Raw genomic sequence first — 26,726 nt, forward strand, 5'->3', positions numbered from 1 at the left:
GTTCCGGTTGAAACAGCGTTCATCGCTGCCTACACTCGCCGCGTCAACACCACACTCATAATTGGAAGAACCCGATGCTGCGTACCGCCACGGCAGGTTTGCTCTGTCTTGCTTTGATTCCTGCTGCTTACGCCGCTCCGAACTGCGCCGGCAGCACGGTGTCCCAGCCGCTGCCGTTGCCCGCTACCGTCATTGCACCGGCCGCTGCCGAGTTCTACACCCGCAGCGTGCAGCTGGGCATGCCGACCGGCGTGCTGGCACAGCCGTATAGCAGCGACCAGTCGGTGGACCGCGTGTTGCTGCGCCTGCGCGTGGAAGGCTGCCAGGATCTGGCCAAGGTCATTCCGCCCGGCGGCACCGTCAACCCGAACGATCCGGCGGCTTACAAGGCCACTACTGCGTTCGACAACACCCCGTGGCGCTTCGACATGAGCCAGAACGGCAAGCGCATGACGGCAGAAGAATTCGACGCCTGGATGAAGGCGCGCGGTGTGCGCGTGGTCAAGGCTCGCCCCGTTGCCGGCGCAGCGCCGGCGGCCGCGGCGCCCGTACCGGCGGCCGACGCCAAGCCGGTCGAGAACAAGTAAGCCGCGCGGTCGGGACGGCATGACCCGGCGGCCTCCGCCGGCAACGTCCCGGCAGCGCAAGCGTGGTCCTGCAGCGCAGGTGCGGGTGTTGCGTGCGTCGGCTGCAGGGCCCGGCACCGACGCGCCACGCCATGGGCTGGCGCGGGTGTTGTCCAAGCTGGGCGTGTGTTCGCGCACCGAAGCGGCACGCTGGATCGCCGATGGGCGGGTCACTGTGGATGCGCGGGTGATCCGCGACCCGGAATTTCCGATCCGCGCCGACCAGCAGGCCGGCATTGCCGTCGATGGCCAGCCGTTGGCCGGGCCTGCGCGGGTCTATCTGATGCTCAACAAACCGCGTGGCGTGGTCACCACGGCGCGCGATGAGCAGGGCAGGGACACGGTGTATCGCTGTTTCGATGGCGCCGGGTTGCCGTGGATTGCGCCTGTCGGGCGCCTGGACAAGGCCAGCGAAGGCCTGTTGCTGTTCAGCAACGACCCGCAGTGGGCGGCGACGGTGACCGATCCGGCTACGGGTCCGGACAAGACCTATCACGTGCAGATCGACTGCCGCCCGAGTGCGGAGCAACTCGCGCAGCTTCAAGCCGGTGTGGTCGATCAGGATCCTGCTGGCGATGGTGTGCTGTTGCGCGCAAAGCGGGTCAGCGTGCTGCGCGAAGGCGAGCGCAATGCCTGGCTGGAAATCGTGCTGGACGAAGGCCGCAATCGACAGATCCGCCGTTTGTTGGCAGCGCTGGAGATCGGTGTGCTGCGATTGCTGCGGGTGGCGATCGGGCCGCTGGCACTGGGTGAGTTGGGCAAGGGGGCGTGGCGGATGCTCAGTGCCGAGGAAGTCAGGGCGCTGGCACCGGCGCCCGCCAGCGCGCCAACCGCGCGCTGAGCAAGGCGCTCACCACTTCAACGGCGCGTGCGTCGCCAGCGCCGTTGGCATCGTGACGACGGCCTTTGGCGTGATTGCAGCCGGCACAGGCCAGCGCGAGGTTGCGCGCATCGTTGGCATCGTCGCCCACCAATGCGCACAGCGCCGCCGCCGCACGCCGGCCGAACCAGGCCTGCGGCACCACATGTTCCAGCGTGGTGTGTCCGAGCGGTTCGCCATCGGCGCGGATCTGCAGGTGGCGACGGCAGTGCAGGCAGCGGGTGTCCCAATGGCCGTCCAGCAGCAGCGCCTGCGCATCGGTCTGCGCCGCCAGCAGCAGCCGTTGGCGCAGCGCCGTGCGCATGCTCAGGCCTCGATGACCTTGAGTTCGCGCCCGATCTTGATGAAGGCCTCAATCGCTTGATCCAGATGCGCGCGCGTATGCGCAGCGCTGATCTGGGTGCGGATGCGCGCCTGCCCCTTGGGCACCACCGGGAAGAAGAAGCCGATGGCGTAGATGCCTTCTTCCAGCAGGCGCTCGGCGAACCGCTGCGCCAGCGGTGCGTCGTACAGCATCACCGGGCTGATCGGATGCACGCCGGGTTTGAGGTCGAAACCGGCCGTGGTCATGCGCTCGCGAAAGTACGTGGTGTTTTCGACCAACTGGGTGCGCAGATCGCCGGCGGCGTCGAGCATCTCGAACGCCTTGATGCCGGCCGCCACCACGTGCGGCGGCAACGAATTGGAGAACAGGTAAGGACGCGAGCGCTGGCGCAGCAGCTCGATCACTTCGCGCTTGGCGGTGGTGAAGCCGCCCAGTGCGCCGCCCATGGCCTTGCCCAGCGTGCCGGTGAAGATGTCGATCTGCTCCAGCACGCCCTTGACCTCGGCCGAGCCACGGCCGGTAGCGCCGAGGAAGCCGGTGGCATGGCATTCGTCGATGTGCACCAGCGCGTTGTATTTGCGTGCGAGCGCGGTGATTTCGTCCAGCGGGGCGATGAAGCCGTCCATCGAGAACACGCCGTCGCTGGTGATCAGCTTGGTCTTGCAACCTGCCGCGTCGGCCGCCTGCAGTTGCGCTTCCAGGTCGGCCATGTCGCAGTTGGCGTAACGGAAACGCTTGGCCTTGCACAGGCGCACGCCATCGATGATGGAAGCATGGTTGAGCGCATCCGAGATAATCGCATCGTGCTCGCCGAGCAGTGGCTCGAACAGACCGCCGTTGGCATCGAAGCAGGCCGCGTAAAGGATGGTGTCTTCGGTGCCGAAGAACTCGGCGATGGTGCGTTCGAGCTGCTTATGCAGGTCCTGGGTGCCGCAGATGAAGCGCACCGAGGCCATGCCGAAGCCATGCGTGTCCAGGGCGTCCTTGGCGGCCTGGATGATGTCCGGGTGGTCGGCCAGGCCCAGGTAGTTGTTGGCGCAGAAATTCAGCACGCGGCGGCCATCGGCCAGGGTGATCTGGGCCGACTGCGGGCCGGTAATGATGCGCTCGGACTTGAACAGGCCCTGGGACTGGATCGCCTCCAGTTCGGCGGCGTAGTGGGCGGTCAGCGCGGCGGGAGCGGTGGTCATGGCGGTCGCAGTGGCAGGAATGAAGCGCAATGTTAACGATCACGGTGGCATACCACTACGTCATGCAAAATCGGCATAAGCGGCTGCGCTGATGTCATTTCACCGCCTGCGTGCCGCTGCGCAGCATGGCATGCTTGCTATTCAGCTGCGCTCAATCGGCCAGGAGATCGTCGTGACCTACCCACGTTTCCGTTTTGCTTCCCTTCTTTGCACCTTGCTGGTCCTGGCCGGCCCGGCAGGCGCGCGCGAGATCGGCTTGCTCAACGTGAGCTACGACCCCACCCGCGAGTTCTACCGCGACTACAACACCGCCTTTGCTGCGCAGTGGAAGCGGCAGCATCCGCAGGACACGGTGACCGTGGAAACCTCGCATGGCGGCTCGGGCAAGCAGGCGCGCGCGGTCATCGACGGCATCGAGGCCGATGTGGTGACGCTGGCGCTGGCCTACGACGTGGATGCCATCGCGCAGAGGGCCAGGCTGATCGACACCGATTGGGAGAAGCGCCTGCCCGACAACAGTGCGCCGTACACCTCGACCATCGTGTTCCTGGTGCGCAAGGGCAACCCGAAGAACATCCACGACTGGCCTGACCTGCTGCGCTCGGGCGTGGCGGTGGTGACGCCCAACCCCAAGACCTCCGGCGGCGCGCGCTGGAACTATCTGGCCGCCTGGGCGTATGCCGACCATATCTTCAAGGGCGACCGCGAACGCATCCTGCGCTACATGCAGGCGTTGTTCCGCAACGTGCCGGTGCTGGATACCGGCGCACGCGGCGCCACGACCACCTTCGTGCAGCGCGGTATCGGCGATGTGCTGCTGGCCTGGGAAAACGAGGTGCTGCTGGCGCGCGAAGAGTTGGGCAAGGACAAGTTCGAGATCGTGGTGCCGAAGTTGTCGATCCTGGCCGAGCCTTCCGTGGCGCTGGTCGACAAGAACGTCGACAAGCACGGCACGCGCGAGGTGGCCCAAGCCTACCTGCGCTATCTGTATGCGCCGGAAGGGCAGAAGCTGGCCGCCAAGCATTTCTATCGCCCGCGGCATCGCGAATTTGCCGATCCGGCGGATGTGGCCCGCTTCCCGGACATCAAGCTGGTGACCATCCAGCAGGCATTCGGCTCCTGGGATAAGGCGCAGCAGGAGCACTTCGCCGATGGCGGCGTGTTCGACCAGATCCAGGCCAAGAAGTAAGCATGCAGACGTCGGTTGCACGTCCAGCGTCGCCATCGCGCCGACGCGTGATGCCGGGGCTGGGCCTGAGTCTTGGTATCACGCTGACCTGGCTGGGCCTGATCGTGCTGATCCCGCTGCTGGGGATCTTCATCAAGACCAGTGGCCTGGGCTGGGACGGCCTATGGAAAGTGTGGAGCGAGCCGCGCGTGTTGTCGGCGCTGCGGGTGAGCTTTGGCACGGCGTTCGCGGCGGGTGCATTCAATGCGGTGATGGGCACCTGGGTGGCTTGGGTGTTCGTGCGTTACAACTTCCCGGGCAAGCGCTTGTTCGACGCGGTGATCGATCTGCCGTTCGCGTTGCCGACGGCCGTGGCTGGCATTGCGTTGACCGCGCTCTACGGAGGCAACGGCTGGGTCGGGCGCTGGCTGGAAGCGATCGGCATCAAGGTGGCCTACACGCAGCTGGGTATCGTGCTGGCGCTGGTGTTTGTCGGCCTGCCGTTCGTAGTGCGGGTGGTGCAGCCGGTGCTGGCCGAGAGCGAGCGTGAGATGGAAGCCGCTGCCGCCACGCTGGGCGCCTCGCGCTGGCAGACAGTGTGGCGGGTGGTGCTGCCGGGATTGTGGCCGGCGGTGTTGACCGGCTTTGCATTGGCCTTCGCGCGCGGGGTGGGCGAGTACGGCTCGGTGATCTTCATCGCCGGCAACCTGCCCAATTCCACTGAAATCGCTCCGCTGTTGATCACCATCCGGCTGGAGGAATTCGACTACGCTGGCGCCACTGCGATTGCCGCGGCCATGTTGCTGCTGTCGTTCGTGATCCTGCTGCTGGTCAATACGCTGCAGGCACGCCTGCTGCGCTATCAAAGGAGGCCCGCATGAGCGATGCTGTTTCGTCGCTGCCTTCCATGGTGCAGACCCGCGCAATGAGCGAGCAGGCACGCCGCATCACCGATTCGGCCACCAACGAGCCGCGTTGGGTGCAATGGCTGATGATTCTGGGCGCGCTGGTTTTCTTGCTGGCGTTCCTGCTGCTGCCGCTGGTGCTGGTGTTTGCCGAAGCGCTGCGCGGCGGCTGGGAGACGTTCCTGCGTGCAGTGGTCGACCCGGATGCGCTGTCGGCGATCAAGCTGACGCTGCTGGTGACGGCGATCGTGCTGCCGTTGAATCTGGTGTTCGGCGTGGCTGCGGCATGGGCCATCAGCAAGCATCAGTTCTGGGGCAAACGCCTGCTGGTCAGCCTGATCGATCTGCCATTCTCGGTCTCGCCGGTGGTGGCGGGCTTGATCTTCGTGCTGATCTTCGGCCGCAGCGGCTGGGCCTGGCCGTTGATCGACGAAGGCTGGCATGTGCAGTTGCCGGCGCTGGGCGAATTTGTGGTCCAGCTGCCGCCAATCGTGTTCGCGTTGCCGGGCATCGTGCTGGCGACCACGTTCGTCACGTTTCCCTTCATCGCGCGCGAGTTGATGCCGCTGATGGAGCAGCAGGGCAGCGATGAAGAACTGGCCGCGCTGAGCCTGGGTGCGAACGGCTGGCAGATGTTCTGGCGCGTGACCTTGCCCAATATCCGCTGGGGTCTGTTGTACGGCGTGCTGCTGTGCGCGGCGCGTGCGATGGGCGAGTTCGGCGCGGTCTCGGTGGTATCCGGGCATATCCGCGGGCGCACCAATACGCTGCCGCTGCATGTGGAAATTCTTTACAACGAATACGCCTACAGCGCTGCATTTGCGTGCGCCTCGCTGCTGGCATTGACCGCGCTGCTGACGCTGGCGCTGAAGACGTATCTGGAATGGCGGCACGGCGATTCGCTGGCCGCAAACCACCGCCATTGAGGTGACCATGGGCATCCGCATCCACCGCCTGCGCAAGCAGTTCGAGACCTTCACCGCCCTGGACGACATCACCCTGGACGTGCGCCAGGGCGAGTTGCTCGCCTTGCTCGGTCCTTCCGGCTCGGGCAAGACCACACTGCTGCGGATCATGGCCGGGCTGGAGCATGCCGATGGCGGGCAGGTGCTGTTCGGCGATGAAGATGCCACCCGCATGAGCGTGCAATCGCGCCGGGTCGGCTTCGTATTTCAGCACTACGCGCTGTTCAAGCACATGGATGTGTTCGAGAACATCGCCTTCGGTTTGCGCGTGCGGCGTGGCAACGAGCGTTGGGCCGAAGCGCGCATCCGTGCACGGGTGGAAGAACTGTTGGCACTGGTGCAGTTGCAGGGCCTGGAGCAGCGCTATCCCACCCAGCTCTCCGGCGGGCAGCGCCAGCGTGTGGCACTGGCGCGTGCGTTGGCGATCGAGCCGCGCGTGCTGCTGCTGGACGAACCATTTGGCGCGCTGGATGCGCAGGTACGTCGTGACCTGCGCCGCTGGCTGCGCGAGTTGCACGAACGCACCGGCCTGACCACGGTGTTCGTCACCCATGACCAGGAAGAAGCGCTGGAACTGGCCGACCGCGTCGCCATCCTCAACCGCGGCCGCATCGAGCAGCTCGACACGCCAGCAATCATCTACGACAAGCCGGCCTCGCCATTCGTGTATTCGTTCGTGGGTGCGGTCAACCGCATTCCCGGCGTGTTGGCGCAGGGCCAGATCCAGGTGGCCGGGCATGCGCTGCCGCTGGCCAATGCTGCGTTGGCTGCGGGGCCGGTCGAGGTGTATGTGCGGCCTGAAGATCTGGTGCCCGACGATACCGGCTGGCCGGCGACGGTGGCATGGTCGCAGCGCAGTGGCGCGCGCCTGCGTTTGCGCGCCACGCTGGAGCCGGCCGGTAATGAAGTGGAAGTGGAACTGCCGGCCTCGGCCGGTAATTTTCAGCCGGGCCAGCAGCTGCGGCTGGCAGCGCGACAATACGGGGTATTTCCCGCGTAGGTGAGCGCTGGCATCGCTGGCGGGCATGGGTCAGCTGGAAGGGAGACTACACAGCGCGCCTTCGTCTTGGCTGTGACCAATCCCCAATGCCCAATCTTGAATCCTGAACATCAAGATTCGGTGCAAGCGGTCGATGAGACGGACACCTGATCGGCGCATCGGCACCCGAGTGTGTGCGCTGGATCAAGCGGGCGCGACGTTCATGTTGCGCTGCAATGAAAGTTGAACTAATAAGTCATTGCAGATTCGCTTCGCGCCATCCACCCGCCCATCGCACCAGGAGATGCCCATGAAGTCGTCCCCGCCCGCTTGTTGTCTGTCGTTGCTGCTGATGTGTGTAACGCCATTGGCCCAGGCACAGGATGAAGACGCGCCCGCGTCCCCGCTCAGCGGCACCTTTGCGGTGACCAGCGACTACTTGTTTCGCGGTATTTCGCAGACCAACGAAGAGCCTGCATTTCAGGCCGGGCTCACATACAAACTGCCGTATGGCTTCTACGTCGGCACCTGGGGTTCCAATGTCGACTTCGGTGCGGGCGACCCGGACTGGGAAGTGGATGGTTTTGTCGGCTACAACACCGACCTGAGCACCCATTTCAATCTCGACGTGGTGGTGAACCGCTATCAATATCTGGGCGCGGGCGCTTCCAATTACGCCGAGCTGATCACCAAGACCACGTTCCTGAAGACCTACAGCCTGACCCTTGCCTACACCAACGATTTGTACGGCACCGACACCGACGGTTACTACCACGCACTGGACGCCAACTGGGCGTTGCCGTACGACTTCACATTCGGCGCGCATGCAGGGCACAGCGTCTACACATCGTCGCTGAGTCAGGTGGACCACGACTACAACGATTTCGGCGTCAACGTGGGCAAGACGTTCGGCCCGCTGGGTCTGAGCGTGGGCTATTACGACACCAGCGAAGCAGCCGAATTCGGTTTTGGTCGGCAGAATTCGCAGAACCATCTTGTGGCAACTGCGACGGTTACCTGGCCATGATGGCGATGGATTAAACAGCGGCTCTGACGAGTTGGCTGTGGAGTGGTGAGGCGGCAAGAAGTGCTACGTGGATTCTTCGCCGCCTATTTAAACGACCCTTTAGCTTTAAATCTTGGTTGTTTTGTTTTGGCGTGATTGCATCGTGCGCATCGATCACCTGTAGAGCGGTTGATCTGTGTCTTGGCTGCAGGGCCTTGCCTGCCCACCATCGCAGGACACGCTGCAAGTACGTCCATGTAAGCCCCATGGCGGCATCCATGCGTCAAGGGTCCCGCGAGGGTGGGCGGGCAAGGACCAGTGGAGATGCCGGTATGCGTAGGTTTCAACAGAGCGACTAGCAAGGTCACGCGCACCCAACCGACTGAGCTTTGTCTGCATCCTTGCCGACGTCGCGTGTCTTGAAGCGATTCGTCTGCACCCAAGGGTCACTCGCTGCGTTTTTAAGCACTTTTGAAGACCGAAATACAGAAGGCGCCTCGCGGCGCCTTTTGCGTACCTGCACAATCAGCCGATCAATTCCAGCTCAACACAACCTTGCCGGCCTTGCCTTCTTCCATCAGGTCGAAGCCCTTCTGGAAATCGTCGATCGGCAGCTGATGGGTCAGCACCTTGTGCAGCGGGAAACCCGACAGCACCAGCTGCGTCATCTTGTACCAGGTCTCGTACATCTTGCGGCCGTAGATGCCCTGCACGGTGAGGCCCTTGAAGATGATCTTGTCCCAGTCGCAACCGGCGCCGCGCGGCATGATGCCGAGCATGGCGATCTTGCCGCCGTGGTACATGCAATCGAGCATGTCGTTGAACGCGCGCGGGTTGCCGCTCATTTCCAGGCCCACATCGAAGCCTTCCATGTGCAGGTCGGCCATGACGTCCTTGAGCGAGGTCTTGGAGACGTTGACCACGTGCGTGGCGCCCATGTCGGCGGCCAGCTTGAGCCGAAAATCGTTGACGTCGGTGACCACCACATTGCGCGCACCGATGTGCTTGCAGATGCCCGCGGCAATGATGCCGATCGGGCCGGCGCCGGTGATCAGCACGTCTTCGCCGATGACGTCGAATTCCAGCGCGCAATGCGCGGCGTTGCCGTAGGGGTCGAAGAAGGCGGCCAGCTCGGACGGAATCTGGTCCGGGATCGGCCACAGGTTGGACGCCGGCATCACCATGTATTCGGCGAAGGCGCCGTTGACGTTGACGCCGATGCCGACCGTATTCGGACAAAGATGCGGACGGCCGCCGCGGCAGTTGCGGCAGTGACCGCAGACGATGTGGCCTTCGGCCGAGACGCGCTGGCCGACCTGATAGCCAGTGACTGCCGAACCGAGCTCGGCCACGCGGCCGACGAACTCATGGCCGATGGTCAGGCCGGGGGTGATGGTGCGCTGGCTCCATTCGTCCCACAGGTAGATATGCAGATCGGTACCGCAGATGGCGGTCTTTTCCAGCTTGATCAACACCTCGTTGGGGCCGGGTGTCGGGACGGGGACCTGTTCCAGCCAGATGCCTTTGTTCGCTTCGCGCTTGACCAGCGCCTTCATCGTCTGCGCCATCTGGCGGGGCCTGCTGAGTAAAAGTAAGTTGGCAATTATAAGCGCCGCGGCAGTGAAGCCATGCGGCGGTGCGGGAAGTAAGTGGTGGTGCTAGCCAAGGTTCCACAGGGGAAGGTGTGACTGCGTACTTCTCCCGTCGGGACATTGTCCTCCTTCATGGGGAGAAGGTGGCGCGTAGCGCCGGGTGAGGGTGCGAGCGAAGCCTCGTGCAGTTGGAACGACACCAGGGCTTCGCCCGTACCCTCACTCAACCCCGCTCCGCGCCCCAGCCCGCGCTGGCAGCGCGGGCGCTCCAAGGCATGCGCGCTATTGGCGCGCATGCGGTACTTCTCGCCTCCGGCGGGAGAGGGACTTTTTTTCCTGCTGGAGAAGTGCCACCGGCGCGCTGCTGACCCGTTTTAGAACTTCACATCCAGGCTCATGAAGTACTGCCGCGGCGCGCCGACCACCATGGTCTGGTTGTAGCCGTTCGGATCGGAGGCGACGTAGCCGTTGGTGCCGGTGCTGGCGAAGTAGCGCTTGTCGGTGAGGTTGTTGATGTTGAGGGCGAGCGCGACATTCTCGACCGGGCCCACGCGGCCGAAGTCGTAGCGTGCGCCTGCATTGAACAACCAGTACGACGGCACCTGCGAATCGTTGAGGAAGGTGATGTAGCGCTTGTCGACGTACTTGCCGTCCAGATCCAGGCGCAGGTTGCCAAGCTGGTAGCTGGCACTGGAAGAGAACATCAACGCGGGGATGCCGACCACGTCCTTGCCGGCCGTGGCCACCACGCCGTTGTTGAGGTAATCGTCCTGATAGCGGGAGCGGTTCCATGACAGCGAGTTCAACCAGCTCAGGCCTTCGACCGGGCGCCACATCAGCGCCAGATCCGCACCGGCGCTGTGCACCGCGCCGACGTTGCTCAGGATCTGAGCGCAGGTCTGCACCGCGGTGCACGGCGAGGTGGTCAGCAGGCGGTTGGAGAACTTGGTGAAGTAGGCGTCGGCCGAGAGCTGAAACTGCTCGTCCTGCAGGCGGTAACCCATTTGCACGGTTTGCGACTGCTCCGGCTCCAGCGTGGAGCGGCTGCGGTCGAAGGCGGCCTGCGAGGTGGCGAACGGGGTGAAACCGAAGGCGGCGATGTTCTTGCTGTAGGACGCGTAGATGTCCTGGCGCTCGTCGAGTTTGTAGTTCACGCCCACCTGCGGCAGGAAGTTGTCTTCGGCACGGATGCGGCCCTGCGCCAGTGCGGTGGTCGGCACCAGCGATTGCGCACGCGTGGTGGTGTCCAGCGCCTTTGCGCCGTAGTTCAGCGTCAGCCGGTCATCGAGCAGGCGCACGGTGTCCTGCAGGTACAGCATGCGGGTCTGGGTGGTGTAGCGCTGCTGGAAATCGCGGCGGAACGGGGTCTGTGCTTCGTAGATGTTGTACAGCGAGGTATAGCCCTCGTTGCCAAGCGCGAAGTAATTGCGGCCCTGCGTGGTGTGCGCGTTTTCCGCCCATGCACCGACTTCCAGATCGTGATTGCCCCACGACCACTTCAAGGCGCTGGTGCCGCCGAAACGGTCCAGACCATAGTCGGTGGTGCGCAGCGACACCGGAATCTGCGCCGAGGTGACCACGTACGGCGTCACCCACTGCCCTTCGCCGCGATTGGCGCGGTAGTAGCCGGTGGCATCGAGCGTGGCGCCACCGAACACGAAGGTGCCGGACAGGCCGGCGAGATTGTCGCGACGCAGGCCACCGCCGGCGTAGTAGCTGGCATCGAGCCAGCTGTAATCGCTGGGCAGCCCGGCCAGCGATTGCGGGTAACCGTTGGCCACGCCGCTGGTGGCGCCGGTGTTTTGATATGCACGCGCCATCTGCACGGCGGTGGACCAGTCCGGCTGCAGATAATCGTAGTCCCAGCCCAGCGCACGCTGGCTGGTCAACGACAGATCCATGTAGTCGTATTCCTTGCGCCGCGAGGTGTCCAGAAACAGGCTCAGCCGGTTGCCGTCGCCCCATTGGTACACGGTCTTGAGGTTGGCCTGTTCGGAAGTCTGGTCGCCGAAGCCCTTCCATTTGTCGGTGCTGGCATTGGCGTAGGACAGGTACGCCGACAAGCCGTTGCGGTCGCCGGTGTCGGCACGCACGAAGGTACGGCGCGTCGCATCGCTGCCCACCGTCTGCACCAGCCGCGCGCCCGGCGTGGTCTGCGGATCGGCCGAATAGAACTGCAGGGTGCCGCCGAGATTGGTGTTGGACGCAGTACCGAGCGCGCCGGCGCCTTGCGCGATTTCCACCGAACCAAGGTTTTCCGAAATGATGGCGCGGGTGATGTGCAGGCCGTTGGTGACGCCGTAACTCATGTTGCCCAGAGGGATGCCGTCGAGCGTGTAGCCCAGACGGCTCTGATCGAAGCCGTGCAGGGTGACCTGCGTGGACCATTCGTAGGTGCCGAACGGATCGGCGGACTGGAACTGCACGCCGGGCAGTTTTTCGACGGCCTTGAAGGCGCTGCTGCCCGGTGTGAGTTGTTCGATGTCCTGGCGGCTGATGCGCTGCACCTGCCGCGTGCTGCCCTGCGAGACCACGTTGATGGCATCCAGCTGCGTTGCATTGCCTGCAGCATCGGCCGGCGTTGCCGGTGCGTCGGCCACGCTGGCGGCCACCGGGTCGGCGGCCTGCGCCATGACGGGAAGCAGCGCGGCCAAGGCGAGCGCCAGCGGAGTGACATCAAAACGACGAGCGGAAGTCATGGGGGAATCCTGTTCGAGCGCGGCGGAGGGCGGACGCGCGGTGCAACACCGGCGTTTCGCGACGCAGGGTGTCAACGGCTCATGAAACATTGATGACGGTGGCTGTCGCAAAACTGTCGTGCTTGCCCGCTATACACGTGCTCTGCAGCCGCATCGCGCGCTGCATTGCATAGGCTTCGCCAGGATTTTGGTCATGACGTCATCTGCTTCGCGCCGCGATTTCCTCAATCGGGTTGCTGCACTCACTGCGGCGGGGGCGCTGCCTTCGTCGATCGGGCGCGCGCTGGCGCTGCCGGCCAATTCGCGCACCGGCACATTGCGCGACATCGCGCATGTGGTGATCCTGATGCAGGAAAATCGCTCGTTCGATCATTACTTCGGCGCACTGCGTGGCGTGCGCGGATTCGGCGACCCGCATGCGTTGCAACTGCGCGACGGCAACCCGGTCTGGAGCCAGCCTGCGGCCGATGGACGGCGCCTGTTGCCGTTCGCCTTCGATTCGCAAACCACCTGCGCGCCGCTGATCAAGAGCCTGGATCACTCCTGGAAAGCCGGCCACGGGCAGGACCCGGCACGCTGGGCCGAATACGACGCCTGGGTGCCGTACAAGGGCGAGCTGACGATGGGGTATTTCCAGCGTCAGGACATCCCGTACTACCACGCGCTCGCCGACGCCTTCACCATTTGCGATGGCTATTTCTGCTCGATGCACGGGCCGACCAATCCCAACCGCATGTACCTGTTCACCGGCACCAGCGGCCTGAGCGTGGGTGACCTGCGCGCACAGGTGGCCGACAACGCCGACGATGGCAACTGGACCGCCGACATGGCGCGCGACAAGCCCGGTTACGCGGCGATGGGCTGGACCACGTATGCGCAGCGGCTACAGGCCGCCGGCATCGATTGGCGCGTGTACCAGGAATACGACAACTTCGGCTGCAACTCGCTGGCATATTTTGCGCACTACCGGGGGCTCGACCGCGCCGACGAGCGCTATCGGCGCGCACGTGCCTGCGTGCCCGGGTCCACCGCAGAAAATGCAGCACACACCCAGGCCGATCACCTGATTGCGGCCATTGCAGCCGATGTGCAGGCCAAGCGCCTGCCGCAGGTGTCGTGGATCATTCCGCCCACCGCGTATTGCGAACATCCCGAAGCGCCGCCGGCCTATGGCGAATCGCTGGTGGCGCGTTTGATCGACGCGCTGACCTCCAATCCGGAGGTGTGGGCCAAGACTGCATTGATCATCAATTACGACGAGAACGACGGCTTCTTCGATCATGTGCCCGCACCGCTGCCGGCGCTGGACGCACGCATGGGGCGCAGCAATGTCGATGTGCGCGGTGAGTCGTACAATGGTGTGCCGGTCGGCCTTGGAATCCGCGTGCCGATGTTGGTGATCTCTCCGTGGACGCGGGGCGGCTGGGTCAATTCGCAGGTGTTCGACCATACCTCGGTGCTGCGCCTGCTGGAGCGTCGCTTCGGTGTGGCCGAGCCGAATATCAGCCCATGGCGACGTGCGGTCAGCGGCGATCTCACCAGCGTGTTCGACTTCCGCAAGCCGGACGACTCGGCGTTGAGCGCGTTGCCATCGGTCGACGACTACCGCGCACGCACGGCCGCCGTACGCGATAAACCGCTGCCGGTTGCACCCACCGCCGCAACGATGCCGAAACAGGAACCGGGGCAACGTCCCGCGCGCGCATTGCCATATGCGTTGCAAGTGCATGCACGGGTGCGCGACAACACCGGTGTGCAGCTGCAGTTCGTCAACAGCGGTGCGGCTGCAGCGGCGTTCAACGTCTACAGCAGCGCTGCCAGTGGCGGCCCGTGGTATTACACGGTGCTGCCCGGCACGCAGTTGGACGATGTGCCGGTTGGGGCAATGCACAACGGCAAGTACAACGTGCGCGTGCACGGACCAAACGGCTTCCTGCGCGAATTCGCAGGCGAGGTTTCATCGACCTCCGCTCCATCGGCAGCGCCCTGGGTAGACGCGCGGCAGGATGGCGACGTCTTGGTGCTGGACATCGGCAATGCCGGGCAGCACGCCTGCACGGTGCAGCTGCGTGCGCTGGGCTATGCAGACCCAACCGCACGTTCGTTGCAGCTGGCCGCAGGTCAGCGCGAAACCATTCGCCTGGCGCTCGCTGCGAGCGATCACTGGTACGACCTTGTCGTGGAGCAACCGGGCAGCGCCTTCCGCCGCCGGCTGGCCGGGCATCTGGAAACCGGCAGGCCCAGCCGCAGCGACCCCGCATTCGGCCGCGTTCAAGCTGGCGCTTAGCTGCCGCTGCGACACAGGCCGCCAGGCCGCCGCATGCCGCACGGCGACACGCCCGCTTACCGACAGCAGCGGGTGCCGACCCTGCCATCAGTCATGGCGTGCGTCGCCGACGTCAGCGTTACACTCTAACGAAATGACTCTGGGGCTATCGATGCGTCCGAACCTGTTTGCTGTTTCCATCCTGGCCACGCTGGCCGTTGCCGCATCTGCGCAGGCTGGCGAGGGAATGTGGGTTCCACAACAACTGCCGGAAATTGCCGGGCCACTCCAGCAAGCCGGCTTGCGTCTTTCGCCGCAGCAACTGGCCGACCTGACCGGCGATCCGATGGGCGCCGTGGTCGCGCTGGGTGGCTGTACCGCCAGCTTCGTGTCACCGCAGGGGTTGGTCGTCACCAATCACCACTGTGCCTATGGCGCGATCCAGCTCAACTCCACCGCGCAAAAGAATCTGATCAAGGACGGGTTCAACGCTGCACGCCCTGCAGACGAGCTCAGCGCAGGCCCAAGTGCGCGTATCTACGTGCTCGACGCCATTACCGACGTCACAGCGCCGGCCAAGGCGGCGATGGCCACTGCCGGAGACGATGCGCTCAAGCGCACGCTGGCACTTGAGGATTTCAGCAAGCAACAGATCGCCGCCTGCGAAGCGCAGCCGGGTTACCGCTGCCAGTTCTTCAGTTTTGCCGGTGGCAACGCCTATCGGTTGTTCAAAAGTCTGGAGATCAAGGATGTGCGCCTGGCCTATGCACCGCCCGGTAGCGTGGGCAAGTTCGGCGGCGACATCGACAACTGGATGTGGCCGCGGCACACCGGCGATTTCTCGTTTTATCGCGCCTACGTCGGCAAGGACGGCAAGCCCGCCGCCTATGCCAAGGACAATGTGCCGTACCAGCCCAGGCACTTCCTGAAGTTTGCCGACCAGCCGCTGGGCGCCGGCGACTTCGTGATGGTGGCCGGCTATCCGTACAAGACCAACCGTTATGCACTGGCAGCCGAATTCGACAACACCGCCAGCTGGACCTACCCGGTGGTCGGCCAGCAGATCAAGGACGTGATCGGCCTGATCGAACAGGCCGGCAAGCAAGATCCCGACATCCAGGTGAAATACGCCAGCACCGTGGCCAGCTTCAATAACTCCGCCAAGAACTTCGACGGGCAACTGGAAGGCTTCAAGCGCATTGGCGCGCAGGCCACCAAGCAGGCCGACGAAGCGGCGGTGCTGGCCTGGCTCAAGGGGCGGGGTGCAAGCGGGCGCAACGCGCTTGCGGCGCACGACACCTTGGTCAAACTGCTCAAAAACAGCCAAGCCACCCAGCAGCGCGATTTCGTGCTGCGCCAGTTCGACTCCACCGGTACGGTGGGTGCAGCGGTGACGCTGTACCGGCTGGCGCTGGAGCGTGCCAAGCCCGATGCGCAACGCGAATCCGGTTACCAGGACCGCGACCTGCCAACCATCGAAGCGGCGATGAAGCAGATGGAGCGCCGCTACGTGCCGGCCATGGATCGTCAACTTCAACAGTATTGGCTCAGCCAGTATCTGAAGCTGCCGGCCAACCAGCGCATCGCTGCGCTGGACCAGTGGTTGGGTGGCGGCGATGCGGCCGCCGTGCAGGCCGCCTTGGGCAAGCTCGAAGGCACTGCGTTGGGCAGCACCGACGTGCGGCTGAAGTGGCTCGCTGCCGACCGGGCCGCCTTCGAAGCCAGCACCGATCCGGCGATTCGGTACGCCGTGGCGGTGACCCCAACGCTGTTGCAGATCGAGCGCGAGGACAAGCTGCACACTGGCGAGCAGCTGAAGGCGCGGCCGGTGTATCTGCAAGCCCTGGCCGACTACCGGAGGAGCAAGGGCGAATCGGTCTATCCGGACGCCAACTTCTCGCTGCGCATCACCTTCGGCAACGTCAAGGGCTACACCCCCAAGGATGGCGTGGCCTATACGCCATTCACCACGCTGGAAGGGGTCGCCGCCAAGGAAACCGGCGCCGAACCGTTCGATTCGCCCACGTCCCTGCTGGATGCGGTCAAGGCCAAGCGCTATGCCGGCCTGGAGGACAAGCGCCTGGGTTCGGTACCGGTCAACTTCCTCTCGGATCTGGACATTACCGGCGGCAACTCCGGTTCGCCGGTGATGGACGCGCAAGGCAAGCTGGTCGGTCTGGCGTTCGACGGAAATTGGGAGTCGGTGAGCAGCAACTGGATCTTCGACCCGGCCATGACCCGCATGATTGCCGTGGACAGCCGTTATATGCGTTGGATCATGACCGAAGTCGCCCCGGCGCCGCAGCTGCTGAAGGAGCTCGGCGTGCGCTGACGCGGCCGGCCGGCGGGGAGGCGGTAAGGGTTATCATGCGCTCCCGTTTCGCTGCGGCGACTCGGCCCCTCCCCAAGGAACTCCCAGCGCATGCGCATCCTGCTTGCTCGTCACGGCGAGACGCCGTGGAACGCCGAAGGCCGTTACCAGGGCCAGATCGATATTCCGCTGTCGCCGGTGGGCGAAGGCCAGGCACGCGCGTTGGGCGAACGGCTGCACACGCTGCAGATCGACCGCGCAGTGGCATCGCCGCTGTCGCGCGCGCAGGCCACCGCCAAGGCTGCCTTGGGCGCTTCGCGCGAAGCGATACTCCAGACCGATGCCGACCTGCAGGAAATTGCGCACGGCGAATGGGAAGGCCTGCTGGCCAGCGAGATCAACGACAAGGATCCCGCACGTCTGCGCGCCTGGCGCGAAGAACCCGACACCGTGCTGATGCCCGGTGGCGAATCCTTGCGTCAGGTGCTGGACCGCAGCTGGCGCGGCCTGGCGCGTGCCGCCGATGGCCTGGGCGCCGACGACACCTTGCTGGTGGTGGCGCACGATGCAGTCAATCGCGTGATCCTGTGCAAGATTCTGGGCCTGCCGTTGTCCAAGCTGTGGACCTTCCGCCAGGCACCGACCACGCTCAACCTGCTCGAAGGTGAGGACGTGGATCATCTGGATGTGGTGCGCCTGAACGATTGCGCGCATCACACGCCGTTTTTCGGTGAAGCCAAGCATCGGGCGTTGTAGCAGTCACGGGTAGGTGTGGCGCACAAGGAAGGACTGTGTCTACTTTTGCCGGGTGTCCAACGAATGCATAGGCCGCATCTTATACGTTTAGCTATTTTGTTTTTAACGCCGACGGCGTTGCTTTTCTTTGCTAATTCTTTCAAATTTCTTCCGCCAGCCAATGCTTTGATCGACCTCACCCTAGTGGTGTTTTGTTTCGCTGCCATAGCCCTGTTTGGCACGGTGCTCTGGGCCAATGCCAGTGGCAGGCTCCAGCGTCAGCTGCAGCGAATCGGTATTGAACGCTGCATCTTCCGATGGCTGATGGCGACGATGGTGATTGGATTGGTGGCATGGGCGCTGGTCGTCAGGATTGTCCCGTGGGTATGGACCGAGGCATTTGGCAGCATGTATTCGGAACAGGTGCTCGTACGCCCTGCGCATAGAAGCCTGATATGCCCTTACGGACTCATGATCTCTCCACTGCCCCATGGCGTACCTGGGCGGCTTTGCATGCGCGAGCACGATTTGATGAGCTTCCCGAATGGCGCGGTGAGTGCAGTCATTCAAGGCAAACGCTCATCTTTGGGTTCCACCGTGCATGGTTACTCTCTCGGCAAACCATTACCACCGGCACGCCACCCATTGTGATGTGCAACTCGCGCCGGTGCCGCGCGCGATGATTTTGATGTGTGTTCATTGATGTGCGAGGCAGGCATTAAAGATTGTGATTCAAGGATCGAAGGGTCTCGCCACTATTGGTTCAAGACGTCATTAACCGCGATAATTTCAGCCATGAAAGAACGCCAGGTAATACCGTGACCACTCCCGCCACACTCTCCGACTGGCTCGCCTATATCGAGCAGCAGCATCCCAGCGCCATTGCCATGGGTCTGGAGCGTGTGCGCGAGGTCGCGGCGCGGTTGCAGATCGCAGCGCCGGCCAAGCACGTCATCGTCGTCGGTGGCACCAATGGCAAGGGCTCTACGGTGGCCTTTATCGAGGCGATCGGGCGGGCGGCCGGCTGCAAGGTGGGTGCCTACACCTCGCCGCATCTGCTGCGCTACAACGAACGCGTGCGCATCGACGGCAACGAGGCCAGCGACGCGCAGCTGGTCGAAGCGTTCGCTGCGGTCGAGGCAGTGCGCGGCGACACCACGCTGACCTATTTCGAGTTCGGTACGCTGGCCGCGCTGTGGCTGTTTCAGCAGTCCGCGCTGGAGTTGGCGGTACTGGAAATCGGCCTGGGTGGGCGCCTGGATGCGGTCAACATCATCGATGCCGATGTGGCGGTCATCACCACCGTGGACATCGATCACACCGACTGGCTGGGCCAGGATCGCGAAGCGATCGGCACCGAGAAGGCCGGCATCATCCGCGCCTGGAAGCCGGTGGTGCTGGGCGAAATCGACCCGCCTTCCAGTGTGTTGCGTCGCGCTTACCAGTTGGGTGCGAATGCGATCCGCGCCGGCAGCGATTATTTCTTCGAGCCGATCGAGGCGCAGCATGCTGAGACCCAGCAAGCCGACGCGCCGCAATGGCGTTGGCGCGATGTGGCAGTGACCCTGGAGCTGCCGATGCCGGCATTGCACGCGCCGATACAGCTGGCCAACGCTGCAGCCGCGATCGCCGCGTTGCAGGCCTTGCCGGTAGACGTGCCTGCAGCGGCCTGGGCGCAGGGTATTGCCGATGCTCAAGTTGCGGGGCGCCTGCAGCGCATCGATATTGCCGGCGTGCAGGTGCTGCTGGATGTCGGGCACAACCCGCAGGCTGCACGCGCGCTGGGTCAGGCACTGGCCGCGCAGCCGATCGCCGGCGTCACCCATGCCGTCTATGCCGCGCTGGCGGACAAAGATGCGGTGGGCGTAGTGGAGGCAGTGGCGGCGCAGGTGGATCACTGGACGCTGGCGGGGCTACAAGGCGTCCGTGCACAATCGGCGAAGGCTTTGCAGCAGCGTCTGCAGGGCACGGCTGCGGCGCAGGCGGTGTGTCTTGCCGATGTCGCGCATGCCGTGCGCGCGGTGCTGGCCGCCGCCCAGCCTGGCGACCGTTTGCTGGTATTCGGCTCGTTTCATACCGTGGCCGATGCGCTAAACGCACTTCATTCAGCCCACTAGGGTCGGCGAGGTGGCGCCGGCCTTATAATCGCTGCGGCACCCCGCCACGCCGCCTTTAGCTCTCTTCTGTGGACACTGCTCTGAAACAGCGACTGATTGGCGCCATCGTTCTGGTGGCACTTGCCGTGATCTTCCTGCCGATGCTGGTCAAAGGCCCCGCGCCGTCGAGCGGTGTGGCCGATGTGCCGCTCGAAGCACCTGCCGCGCCCGGCAATGGCGAATTCGAAACCCGCGAGTTGCCGCTGGTCACCCCGGGCGATGCGCCGGCCGGTGGTGCACTGGGCATGCGCGGTGCCGCCACGGCGCCGGCAGCGGTGCAGGACAACCCGGATGCGGCCGACCTGGCCAAGCCCTCCAGCGCGCCGTCCGCCCCTGATGTGGCCGCCGGCAACTACGCGGTGAATTTCGGTGCCTACGCCACCAGTGCCGATGCCGATGCGGTGATCGCGCGGCTCAAGCAGGCGCAGCTGCCCGGCTTCAGCGAAAAAACCCAGATCAATGGCCGCCCGGCCTGGCGCGTGCGCGTCGGCCCGTATGCCGACCAGGCCCAGGCCGAATCGGCGCGCCTGCAGGCAGTGAAGGTGCGCAGCGACGTCAATGCGCAGGTGGTGACGCTGGATGCCAATGCCGCCGCACCGGCGCCGACGCCTGCGCCGGCTGTCAAACCGACCAGCAGCGTGGCCGCCGCCAGTGCGCCCGCCGCGACCAAGACCGAAAGCCTGCCGCCGGAACCGGCCAAGCCGGTCGCTGCGGCACCCAAGCCCGCCGAAGCGCCCAAGCCCACGCCCACGCCAGCCAAGCCGGAGGTTGCGAAGGCAGCGCCGGCCAAGCCCGAACCGGCCAAGCCCGCTGCCACCGCGCCGGCCGCTCCGGCCGCGAGCGGCGTCGGGTTTGCCGTACAGCTGGGCGCATTCGGTCGTGCCGAAGACGCCGATGCCTTGCGCGACCGCGTGCGCGCCGCCGGCTTCAGCGCTTTCGTCGAGCAGGTGCGTACCGACAAGGGCGCGCTCAACCGCGTGCGTGTCGGCCCGGTAGCCAATCGCGGCGATGCGGAACAGTTACGTGCGCAGGTTGCGGCCAAGGTCGGCATTTCCGGCATGGTGCGTCCGCATCCGTAACCGTCTGCGCCGGCCGCACGCAAGCGCGGCCGCTGCGTCTATGGCATCCGCTCGTACACTGCATTGCCGGCGCACCGCCATGTGTCCGCTAGCTGCCCGCATTGCGCTGCCGGCTGCGGCAGGATTTTTGAACGCCTCGCACCCACGGAGGGGAGGGCAATGACGACCGAGCCAGATTGCAGCCACGGCGTGCGCGCCGCGCGGAGACCTCGCCGATGATCGACATGGTGCTGGGCGTCATCATTCTGGTGTCGGCCCTGTTGGGCTTGTTGCGCGGCTTTGTCGCGATCGTGGTCGGCACCTTGTCGTGGCTGCTGGCCGGCTGGGCCACCTTTCTGTTCGGCGGCGCAGCGGCGCGCTGGCTGGCCGATGGCAAGCATCCGTCGGCCACCGAGTCGTTCGGCGGCTATGCCATGGTGTTCGTCGGCGTGCTGATCAGCGTTGCCGTGATCGGCATGGTCATCCGCGCCGGCGTGGACGCGGTCAAGCTCGGTGGCACCGACCGCATGCTCGGCTTCGGCCTGGGCGTGGTGCGCGGCGCGTTCTTGGCCAGCGTGCTGGTGCTGCTGATGGGCTTCACCCCGCTGCCGCGCGAGCCGTCCTGGCGCCAGTCGGTGCTGCTGCCCATGCTCCAGCCCGGTGCCGGCTGGATGCGCGCGCAACTGCCGGCATGGCGGATGCCGTCGATGGAGATGCCATCGATGGAACTCGACAACTTGCCAACGGAGTTGGGGAAGTTGCCCTCGGCAGGCGATAATACGGACCTGGGCAAGGCACTTGGCGGTTCCGGCCTGAGCGACACCATCACGCGTGCGCTTGGCAAATCCGGCAAGACGGCTGGCGACGGACGCGATCCGACGCAGGCAATGCCGGCCAATATCGATCCGGCGCAGGTTCGCGGCGGAGAAAGCGACCCGGCTCGGGTCGAATCCCAAGGCCAGGCACGGCCACCTTCACAGTAACGGCGCAAGCCGCAGCGGAGAACGCGCACCATGTGTGGCATCGTCGGTATTGTCGGCAACCAGAACGTCGCCGGGCAGCTGTATGACGGCCTGACCGTCCTGCAGCATCGTGGGCAGGACGCCGCAGGCATCGCCACCGCAGATGGCACGCGCCTGCGTGTGCAAAAAGCCAATGGCCTGGTGCGCGACGTCTTCGACGAAAAGAAGATGGCGGTGCTGGAGGGCCGCGTCGGCATCGCGCATTGCCGCTACCCGACCGCCGGTTCGGAAGGCATGGACGAGGCGCAGCCGTTCTACGTCAACTCGCCTTACGGCATTGCACTGGCGCACAACGGCAACCTGATCAACACCGAGGCCTTGCGCCAGCAGGTGTTCGAAGCCGACCGCCGCAACATCAACACCGATTCGGACAGCGAAGTGCTGCTGAACGTGTTCGCCTACGAGCTCGACGCGCAGCGCATGCTCACCCCCGAAGCGGCAATCCGCGCGGTGGCCGGCGTGCATCGCCGCTGCAAGGGCGGCTATGCGGTGGTCAGCGTGGTGCTGGGCCTGGGTCTGGTGGCGTTCCGCGACCCGCACGGCATCCGCCCGCTGGTGCTGGGCAAGCGCGAGCACGCCGAAGGCACCGAATACATCGTGTCCTCCGAATCGGCCGCGCTCGATATCCTGGGGTATCAGCGCGTGCGCGACGTGCGCCCGGGCGAAGCGCTGGTGATCACCGCGCGTGGCGAGCTGTTTTCGGAAGTCTGCGCTTCGCCGACCAACAACGCCCCATGCATTTTCGAATACGTGTATTTCGCGCGTCCCGATTCGATGATCGACAACATCTCGGTGCACAAGGCGCGCATGCGCATGGGCCTGAAGCTGGGCGAAAAAATCCTGCGCCTGCGTCCGGACCACGACATCGACACCATCATTCCGATCCCGGACACCTCGCGCGATGTGGCGCTGGAAATGTCCAACGTGCTCGGCGTGAAATACCGCGAGGGGTTCGTCAAGAACCGTTACGTGGGCCGCACCTTCATCATGCCGGGGCAGGGCGAGCGGCAGAAGTCGGTGCGTCGCAAGCTCAATCCGATCCATCTGGAATTCCGCAACCGCGTGGTGCTGCTGGTGGACGATTCGATCGTGCGCGGCACCACCAGCCGGCAGATCGTGCAGATGGCGCGCGATGCTGGCGCACGCAAGGTGTACCTGGCCTCGGCCGCGCCGCCGGTGCGTTATCCCAACATCTACGGCATCGACATGCCGGCCGCAGAAGAGCTCATTGCGCATGGCCGCAGCGAGCTGGAAATCCAGGAATTCCTCGGCTGCGACTGGTTGATCTACCAGGACCTGGAAGACCTGGAAGTGGCAGTGCGCGAAGGTAACCCGGACATCAAGCAGTTCGATTCCTCGTGCTTCAACGGCGAGTACATCACCGGCATCGAGCCGGGCTATTTCGAACGCATCCAGCAGTTGCGCTCGGACGATGCCAAGAAGCGTCGTCGCGCCTGAGTTAGTGCGGTGGCGCGGCCGCTTGGCTGCGCTGATGCTGCCGGCAGGCTGTGCAACACAGCGCGCCTGCGGGCGCTTGCGGGCGTACTGCGTGTCTGCCACAAGCGGTCACACCTTGCGGCCGACGGCATGAGCACCGGTTCGTTCGAAAGCGCCGATCTGTTCGCTGCTGCGCGCCAGTGTCTGGACCAGGCCGACCCGCTGCAGAAAGTCGCGTTGACCCAGCAGTACGCAGCGGCCTTTCGCGCGGGCCATGTGGTGATCGATGCGGCGGCGCCTGTGCCCGAACCGATCCGCATGCCGGGCCGGCCGCCAACACCAATCCTGGTGCATCCACGCGAGCTGCCGCGACGCGGACTGGGAACGCCGGACGGGCGCGCGGCGTTTATCCACGCCATCGCGCATATCGAACTCAACGCCATCGACCTGGCCTGGGATGCGGTGTATCGCTTCCGTGGTCTGCCGCAGGCGTTCTATGCCGATTGGGTGGCAGTGGCCGATGACGAATCGCGCCATTTCATGCTGTTGCGCGCACGCTTGCAGGCGCACGAGCGCGATTACGGCGACTTCGCCGCGCATAACGGCTTATGGGAAATGTGCGAGAAAACCGCGCACGACGGCCTGGCGCGCATGGCCCTGGTGCCGCGCGTGCTCGAAGCGCGCGGTCTGGACGTCACGCCGGCAATGATCGTCAAACTCCGCGCGCTTGGCGACGCTGCCACGGCAGAGGTGCTCGAAACCATCCTGCGCGAAGAAGTGGCACACGTGGCCGCCGGCTCACGCTGGTATCGCTGGTATTGCGAGCGGGCCGGCATCGAGCCGCGCGCACGCTTCAAGGCCTTGCTGCGCGAATACGCCGGCGGCTATCTGCATGGGCCGTTCAATCTGCAAGCGCGGTTGCTTGCCGGTTTCGACGAAGACGAACTGGCCGATCTGGTGGAGCAGGCTGGCTGAGCGGGCGGCGCATGCGCAGCGCACTGTGTGCCCGATGTGTCGATCACTGCGGTGTGCCGATCGACGTGCCACTGCCGAGGTCAAAGCCCTTGTCGAGCTGAGACACGCAAAGTGTGGTCTGCAGCGGCGCGCGTGAAGCGCCACTGCCGTTGCGTGGCGAAGCGCGCAGTCGATGGCGGCCCACACCGCTGATCCTGATCGCGACAGCACACCCGAACTTGACGACGCCGAGACGGCAGGCAATGCCGCGCCACCTCAGCGCGGCTTGGCGCGCGAACTGTGCGCTGGTTCCTGCGTGATCACCGTTGGAATCGCATCCAGTCATTGGCAAACATCACAGAACTGTAATTTTCTGTTGTAACAACTTGCATTCGGTGCGGTCCAAGGTGCCCTAATGGCGTCCCGGGGGCAGGGGTCCGGTGTTTCACATCCGTAACTTTCATGTCTAAGGAGAGAGAGACGATGAAGTCGAAGTCGATGTGCACCACGGTGGGTCTGATCGCCATGTGCCTGGCCGGTTCGGCCGCCGCTGCCGGCAAGCCGCTGTATCAAACCGGCCCTGCGCTGAGCCGCAGCGCCACTGCCACCGCTGCAGCCGAACCTGCGCTGCAACGCCTGTTGAGCGCCCCGTCCACTGCCAACGCACAAGTGGTCCAGCTCGACGCCGGCGCGGTGACCGCGACGGAAAAACTGCTGGAACTGCAGCTGGACGGCCAGACCATTACTGCCACCCAGGCCAAGGTAGATGCACTGGAGGGCGGCGATAGCGTGTGGTACGGCAACCTCGGCCCGCGTGCCGGCACCCGCGCGCGCACGCTGTCGGGCGTTGACCCGCTGAACTCGGCCATCCTGGTGCGCAGCGGCGACACTGTCACCGGCACCATCCGCTACGCCGGCAAGTTGTATCGCCTGCGTCCGCTCGCCGATGGCCGCCACGTGCTGGTGCAGGTGGACGAGCAGCGCATGCCGCAGGAGCATCCGGCCGAATACAGCCTGCTGCCGAAGTTCGACATGCCCAGTGACGGACGCGTTACCGCCGCTGCCGCATCGTCCGGCAGCCCGGCCACCATCCGCGTGCTGGTGGTCGCCACCAACAAGGCCGTGGCCGCCTATGGCGGCAACATGCAATCGCTGGTGCAGCTGGCGGTGGCCGAAGCCAACCAGGGCTACATCAACAGCAACGTGGGCATCACCTTGCAGCTGGCGCGCTACGAGACCAACAGCTACACCGAAACCGGCAACTTCACCACCGACCTGCAGCGCTTCCGTGTGACCAACGACGGCTACATGGACAGCATCCACACCAGCCGCAATACCTACACTGCCGATGTGGGCGTGATCGTGCTGGACAACAGCAGCTACTGCGGTCTGGCGTCGGGGATCGGCTCGACCGCCGCAAGCGCATTCGCATCGGTGTACTGGGATTGCGCCACCGGCTATTACAGCTTCGCGCATGAAATCGGGCATCTGCAGAGCGCACGCCACGACGCCACCAACGACCCCAGCACCTCGCCGTATGCCTATGGCCACGGCTACCGCTACGGCAACAGCTGGCGCACCATCATGGCCTACGACTGCACCAGCGGCTGCCCGCGGTTGAACTACTGGTCCAACCCCAACATCAGCTACAACGGCGTGCCGATGGGCAACGCCAGCACCGCCGACAACCAACGCGTGCTGGTCAACACCAAGGCCACGATTGCCGGCTTCCGTTAGGGTTTCTTCCCTGATCCAGGTCCGGCCCGGCACCGCGTGTGCCGGGCTTGTTCGCTACACCCGCGCGCGTGGATCGCGCAGACTAGGCGCACCGCCGGTAACTGCCGGCCCTGTCCTGTCGAGCGGAGCCCTCATGTCCACGTCCCTGCGCTATGCGCTTGTCTGCCTGGCCGCGCTGGCGGTTGCCGGATGCAAGCAGCAACCCACCGACCCGGTCGCCACACAGCCCAAACCCGCCGCGACCGCGCCTGCACCGGCTGCCAGCGCCGACGTGCACGCCCGTGCGTTACGTGTGCTCGAAGCCCGCCTGCAGAGCGATCGTGTCTACCCGGACAACTGCATCAGCATCATGGCAGAAGAAGACGATGCGGCTTCGCCGGGCGCGTTCGAATTTGCCGTACACGAGCGCCATGGCGACGATTGCCCCGGCGACCCGCAGACCAGCCCGGTGCGCGACCGTTTCCGCGTCCAGGCCGATGGCACGCTGCTGTGGTACGACGTGGTGAACGCCGATTTCGTCGACTACGCCGAGCGTGCGAAAAGCCTGCAGTGAGGCTGGCGGTCATCGCGCGAGGTAGATGTGCTGATCTGCGCATCTGTTTCGGCAAGCATCGCCGCTCCATCCCTGCACAGCCGCACGACAGGGGCCGCGCGCGAGTCGGGTGCGCTTGAGTTGATTCCGAGCGCCTTGAATGCAGCAGTGCCTCGCTGTGCC

At 64.7% G+C, this 26,726-nt stretch carries 23 protein-coding genes; 18 read left to right on the forward strand and 5 right to left on the reverse strand.

Translation table 11 applies throughout. The annotated features are described in order from the left end of the window. Positions 1-74 precede the first annotated feature (74 nt). Together A7D16_RS15930 and A7D16_RS15935 are read left to right on the forward strand one after the other, a co-directional pair. The gene (locus tag A7D16_RS15930; protein ID WP_064634217.1) at positions 75-587 is read left to right on the forward strand and encodes a hypothetical protein; all 513 of its coding nucleotides are present in this window, start codon (positions 75-77) and stop codon (positions 585-587) included. Positions 588-606: 19 nt separating this feature from the next. Continuing rightward, a complete protein-coding gene (locus A7D16_RS15935; protein WP_064634218.1) occupies positions 607-1,467 on the forward strand; it encodes a pseudouridine synthase in 861 nt (286 codons plus the stop codon). Here A7D16_RS15935 and A7D16_RS15940 read toward each other — a convergent pair. Both A7D16_RS15940 and kbl read right to left on the reverse strand, forming a co-directional pair. Next, positions 1,421-1,810 (reverse strand): HNH endonuclease, encoded by a 390-nt coding sequence (locus A7D16_RS15940; protein WP_064634219.1) that lies wholly within the window; start codon positions 1,808-1,810, stop codon positions 1,421-1,423. The genes A7D16_RS15935 and A7D16_RS15940 overlap by 47 nt on opposite strands. A gap of 2 nt (positions 1,811-1,812) precedes the next feature. After that, positions 1,813-3,021, reverse strand: a complete 1,209-nt coding sequence (gene kbl / locus A7D16_RS15945) for a glycine C-acetyltransferase (protein ID WP_064634220.1) — start codon at positions 3,019-3,021, stop codon at positions 1,813-1,815. Positions 3,022-3,112: 91 nt separating this feature from the next. Here kbl and A7D16_RS15950 point away from each other — a divergent pair, with 91 nt between their 5' ends. The 5 genes from A7D16_RS15950 (at position 3,113) to A7D16_RS15970 (ending at position 8,065) form a co-directional block, all read left to right on the forward strand. After that, a complete protein-coding gene (locus A7D16_RS15950; protein ID WP_064634221.1) occupies positions 3,113-4,210 on the forward strand; it encodes a sulfate ABC transporter substrate-binding protein in 1,098 nt (365 codons plus the stop codon). Between the two features lie 2 nt (positions 4,211-4,212). Continuing rightward, on the forward strand, positions 4,213-5,070 hold the full coding sequence (cysT, locus tag A7D16_RS15955; protein WP_064634222.1) for a sulfate ABC transporter permease subunit CysT: 858 nt from the start codon (positions 4,213-4,215) through the stop codon (positions 5,068-5,070). Then, positions 5,067-6,020 carry a sulfate ABC transporter permease subunit CysW gene (cysW, locus tag A7D16_RS15960; RefSeq protein WP_064634223.1) on the forward strand — a complete coding sequence of 318 codons (954 nt, stop codon included), beginning with the start codon at positions 5,067-5,069 and terminating at the stop codon, positions 6,018-6,020. Before cysT ends, cysW begins: the two co-directional genes overlap by 4 nt. A 7-nt stretch (positions 6,021-6,027) precedes the next feature. Beyond that, entirely contained in the window at positions 6,028-7,059 is a 1,032-nt protein-coding gene (locus tag A7D16_RS15965; protein WP_064634273.1) for a sulfate/molybdate ABC transporter ATP-binding protein, read from the forward strand. A 289-nt stretch (positions 7,060-7,348) separates the two neighbouring features. Next, entirely contained in the window at positions 7,349-8,065 is a 717-nt protein-coding gene (locus tag A7D16_RS15970; protein WP_064634224.1) for a TorF family putative porin, read from the forward strand. A gap of 512 nt (positions 8,066-8,577) precedes the next feature. On the opposite strand, the gene tdh is transcribed toward A7D16_RS15970, so the two are convergent. After that, positions 8,578-9,612, reverse strand: coding sequence for an L-threonine 3-dehydrogenase (tdh, locus tag A7D16_RS15975; protein ID WP_193395473.1), 1,035 nt, complete (start codon positions 9,610-9,612; stop codon positions 8,578-8,580). A gap of 398 nt (positions 9,613-10,010) precedes the next feature. Beyond that, positions 10,011-12,425 (reverse strand): TonB-dependent receptor, encoded by a 2,415-nt coding sequence (locus A7D16_RS15980; RefSeq protein ID WP_095522425.1) that lies wholly within the window; start codon positions 12,423-12,425, stop codon positions 10,011-10,013. Positions 12,426-12,528: 103 nt separating this feature from the next. Between A7D16_RS15980 and A7D16_RS15985 the strand changes: the two genes are divergently transcribed. From A7D16_RS15985 to A7D16_RS16025, 9 genes are all read left to right on the forward strand, one after another. Next, positions 12,529-14,622, forward strand: a complete 2,094-nt coding sequence (locus A7D16_RS15985) for a phosphocholine-specific phospholipase C (protein WP_064634226.1) — start codon at positions 12,529-12,531, stop codon at positions 14,620-14,622. Positions 14,623-14,848: 226 nt separating this feature from the next. Continuing rightward, a complete protein-coding gene (locus A7D16_RS15990; protein ID WP_193395475.1) occupies positions 14,849-16,933 on the forward strand; it encodes a S46 family peptidase in 2,085 nt (694 codons plus the stop codon). A gap of 90 nt (positions 16,934-17,023) precedes the next feature. After that, positions 17,024-17,668 carry a histidine phosphatase family protein gene (locus tag A7D16_RS15995; RefSeq protein WP_064634228.1) on the forward strand — a complete coding sequence of 215 codons (645 nt, stop codon included), beginning with the start codon at positions 17,024-17,026 and terminating at the stop codon, positions 17,666-17,668. A gap of 63 nt (positions 17,669-17,731) precedes the next feature. After that, positions 17,732-18,298: a hypothetical protein gene (locus A7D16_RS16000; RefSeq protein ID WP_153043175.1), complete on the forward strand. Its 567-nt coding sequence runs from the start codon at positions 17,732-17,734 to the stop codon at positions 18,296-18,298. Positions 18,299-18,465: 167 nt separating this feature from the next. Continuing rightward, a complete protein-coding gene (gene folC, locus A7D16_RS16005; RefSeq protein WP_064634230.1) occupies positions 18,466-19,764 on the forward strand; it encodes a bifunctional tetrahydrofolate synthase/dihydrofolate synthase in 1,299 nt (432 codons plus the stop codon). A gap of 68 nt (positions 19,765-19,832) precedes the next feature. Then, on the forward strand, positions 19,833-20,882 hold the full coding sequence (locus tag A7D16_RS16010; RefSeq protein WP_064634231.1) for an SPOR domain-containing protein: 1,050 nt from the start codon (positions 19,833-19,835) through the stop codon (positions 20,880-20,882). 215 nt (positions 20,883-21,097) lie between these two features. Continuing rightward, positions 21,098-21,844, forward strand: coding sequence for a CvpA family protein (locus A7D16_RS16015; protein WP_064634232.1), 747 nt, complete (start codon positions 21,098-21,100; stop codon positions 21,842-21,844). 30 nt (positions 21,845-21,874) lie between these two features. Beyond that, positions 21,875-23,341: an amidophosphoribosyltransferase gene (gene purF, locus A7D16_RS16020; RefSeq protein WP_064634233.1), complete on the forward strand. Its 1,467-nt coding sequence runs from the start codon at positions 21,875-21,877 to the stop codon at positions 23,339-23,341. Positions 23,342-23,470: 129 nt separating this feature from the next. Continuing rightward, entirely contained in the window at positions 23,471-24,295 is an 825-nt protein-coding gene (locus tag A7D16_RS16025; protein ID WP_064634234.1) for a ferritin-like domain-containing protein, read from the forward strand. Positions 24,296-24,338: 43 nt separating this feature from the next. Here A7D16_RS16025 and A7D16_RS23205 read toward each other — a convergent pair whose 3' ends face one another. Further along, positions 24,339-24,620 (reverse strand): hypothetical protein, encoded by a 282-nt coding sequence (locus A7D16_RS23205; RefSeq protein ID WP_153043176.1) that lies wholly within the window; start codon positions 24,618-24,620, stop codon positions 24,339-24,341. Between the two features lie 137 nt (positions 24,621-24,757). On the opposite strand from A7D16_RS23205, the gene A7D16_RS16030 reads away from it, so the two are divergent. After that, entirely contained in the window at positions 24,758-26,011 is a 1,254-nt protein-coding gene (locus tag A7D16_RS16030) for a zinc-dependent metalloprotease (protein WP_064634235.1), read from the forward strand. Positions 26,012-26,144: 133 nt separating this feature from the next. Further along, positions 26,145-26,564, forward strand: a complete 420-nt coding sequence (locus tag A7D16_RS16035) for a hypothetical protein (RefSeq protein ID WP_064634236.1) — start codon at positions 26,145-26,147, stop codon at positions 26,562-26,564. Positions 26,565-26,726: the final 162 nt, after the last annotated feature.

This window comes from Xanthomonas nasturtii (assembly GCF_001660815.1).
GTDB classification, from domain to species: domain Bacteria; phylum Pseudomonadota; class Gammaproteobacteria; order Xanthomonadales; family Xanthomonadaceae; genus Xanthomonas; species Xanthomonas nasturtii.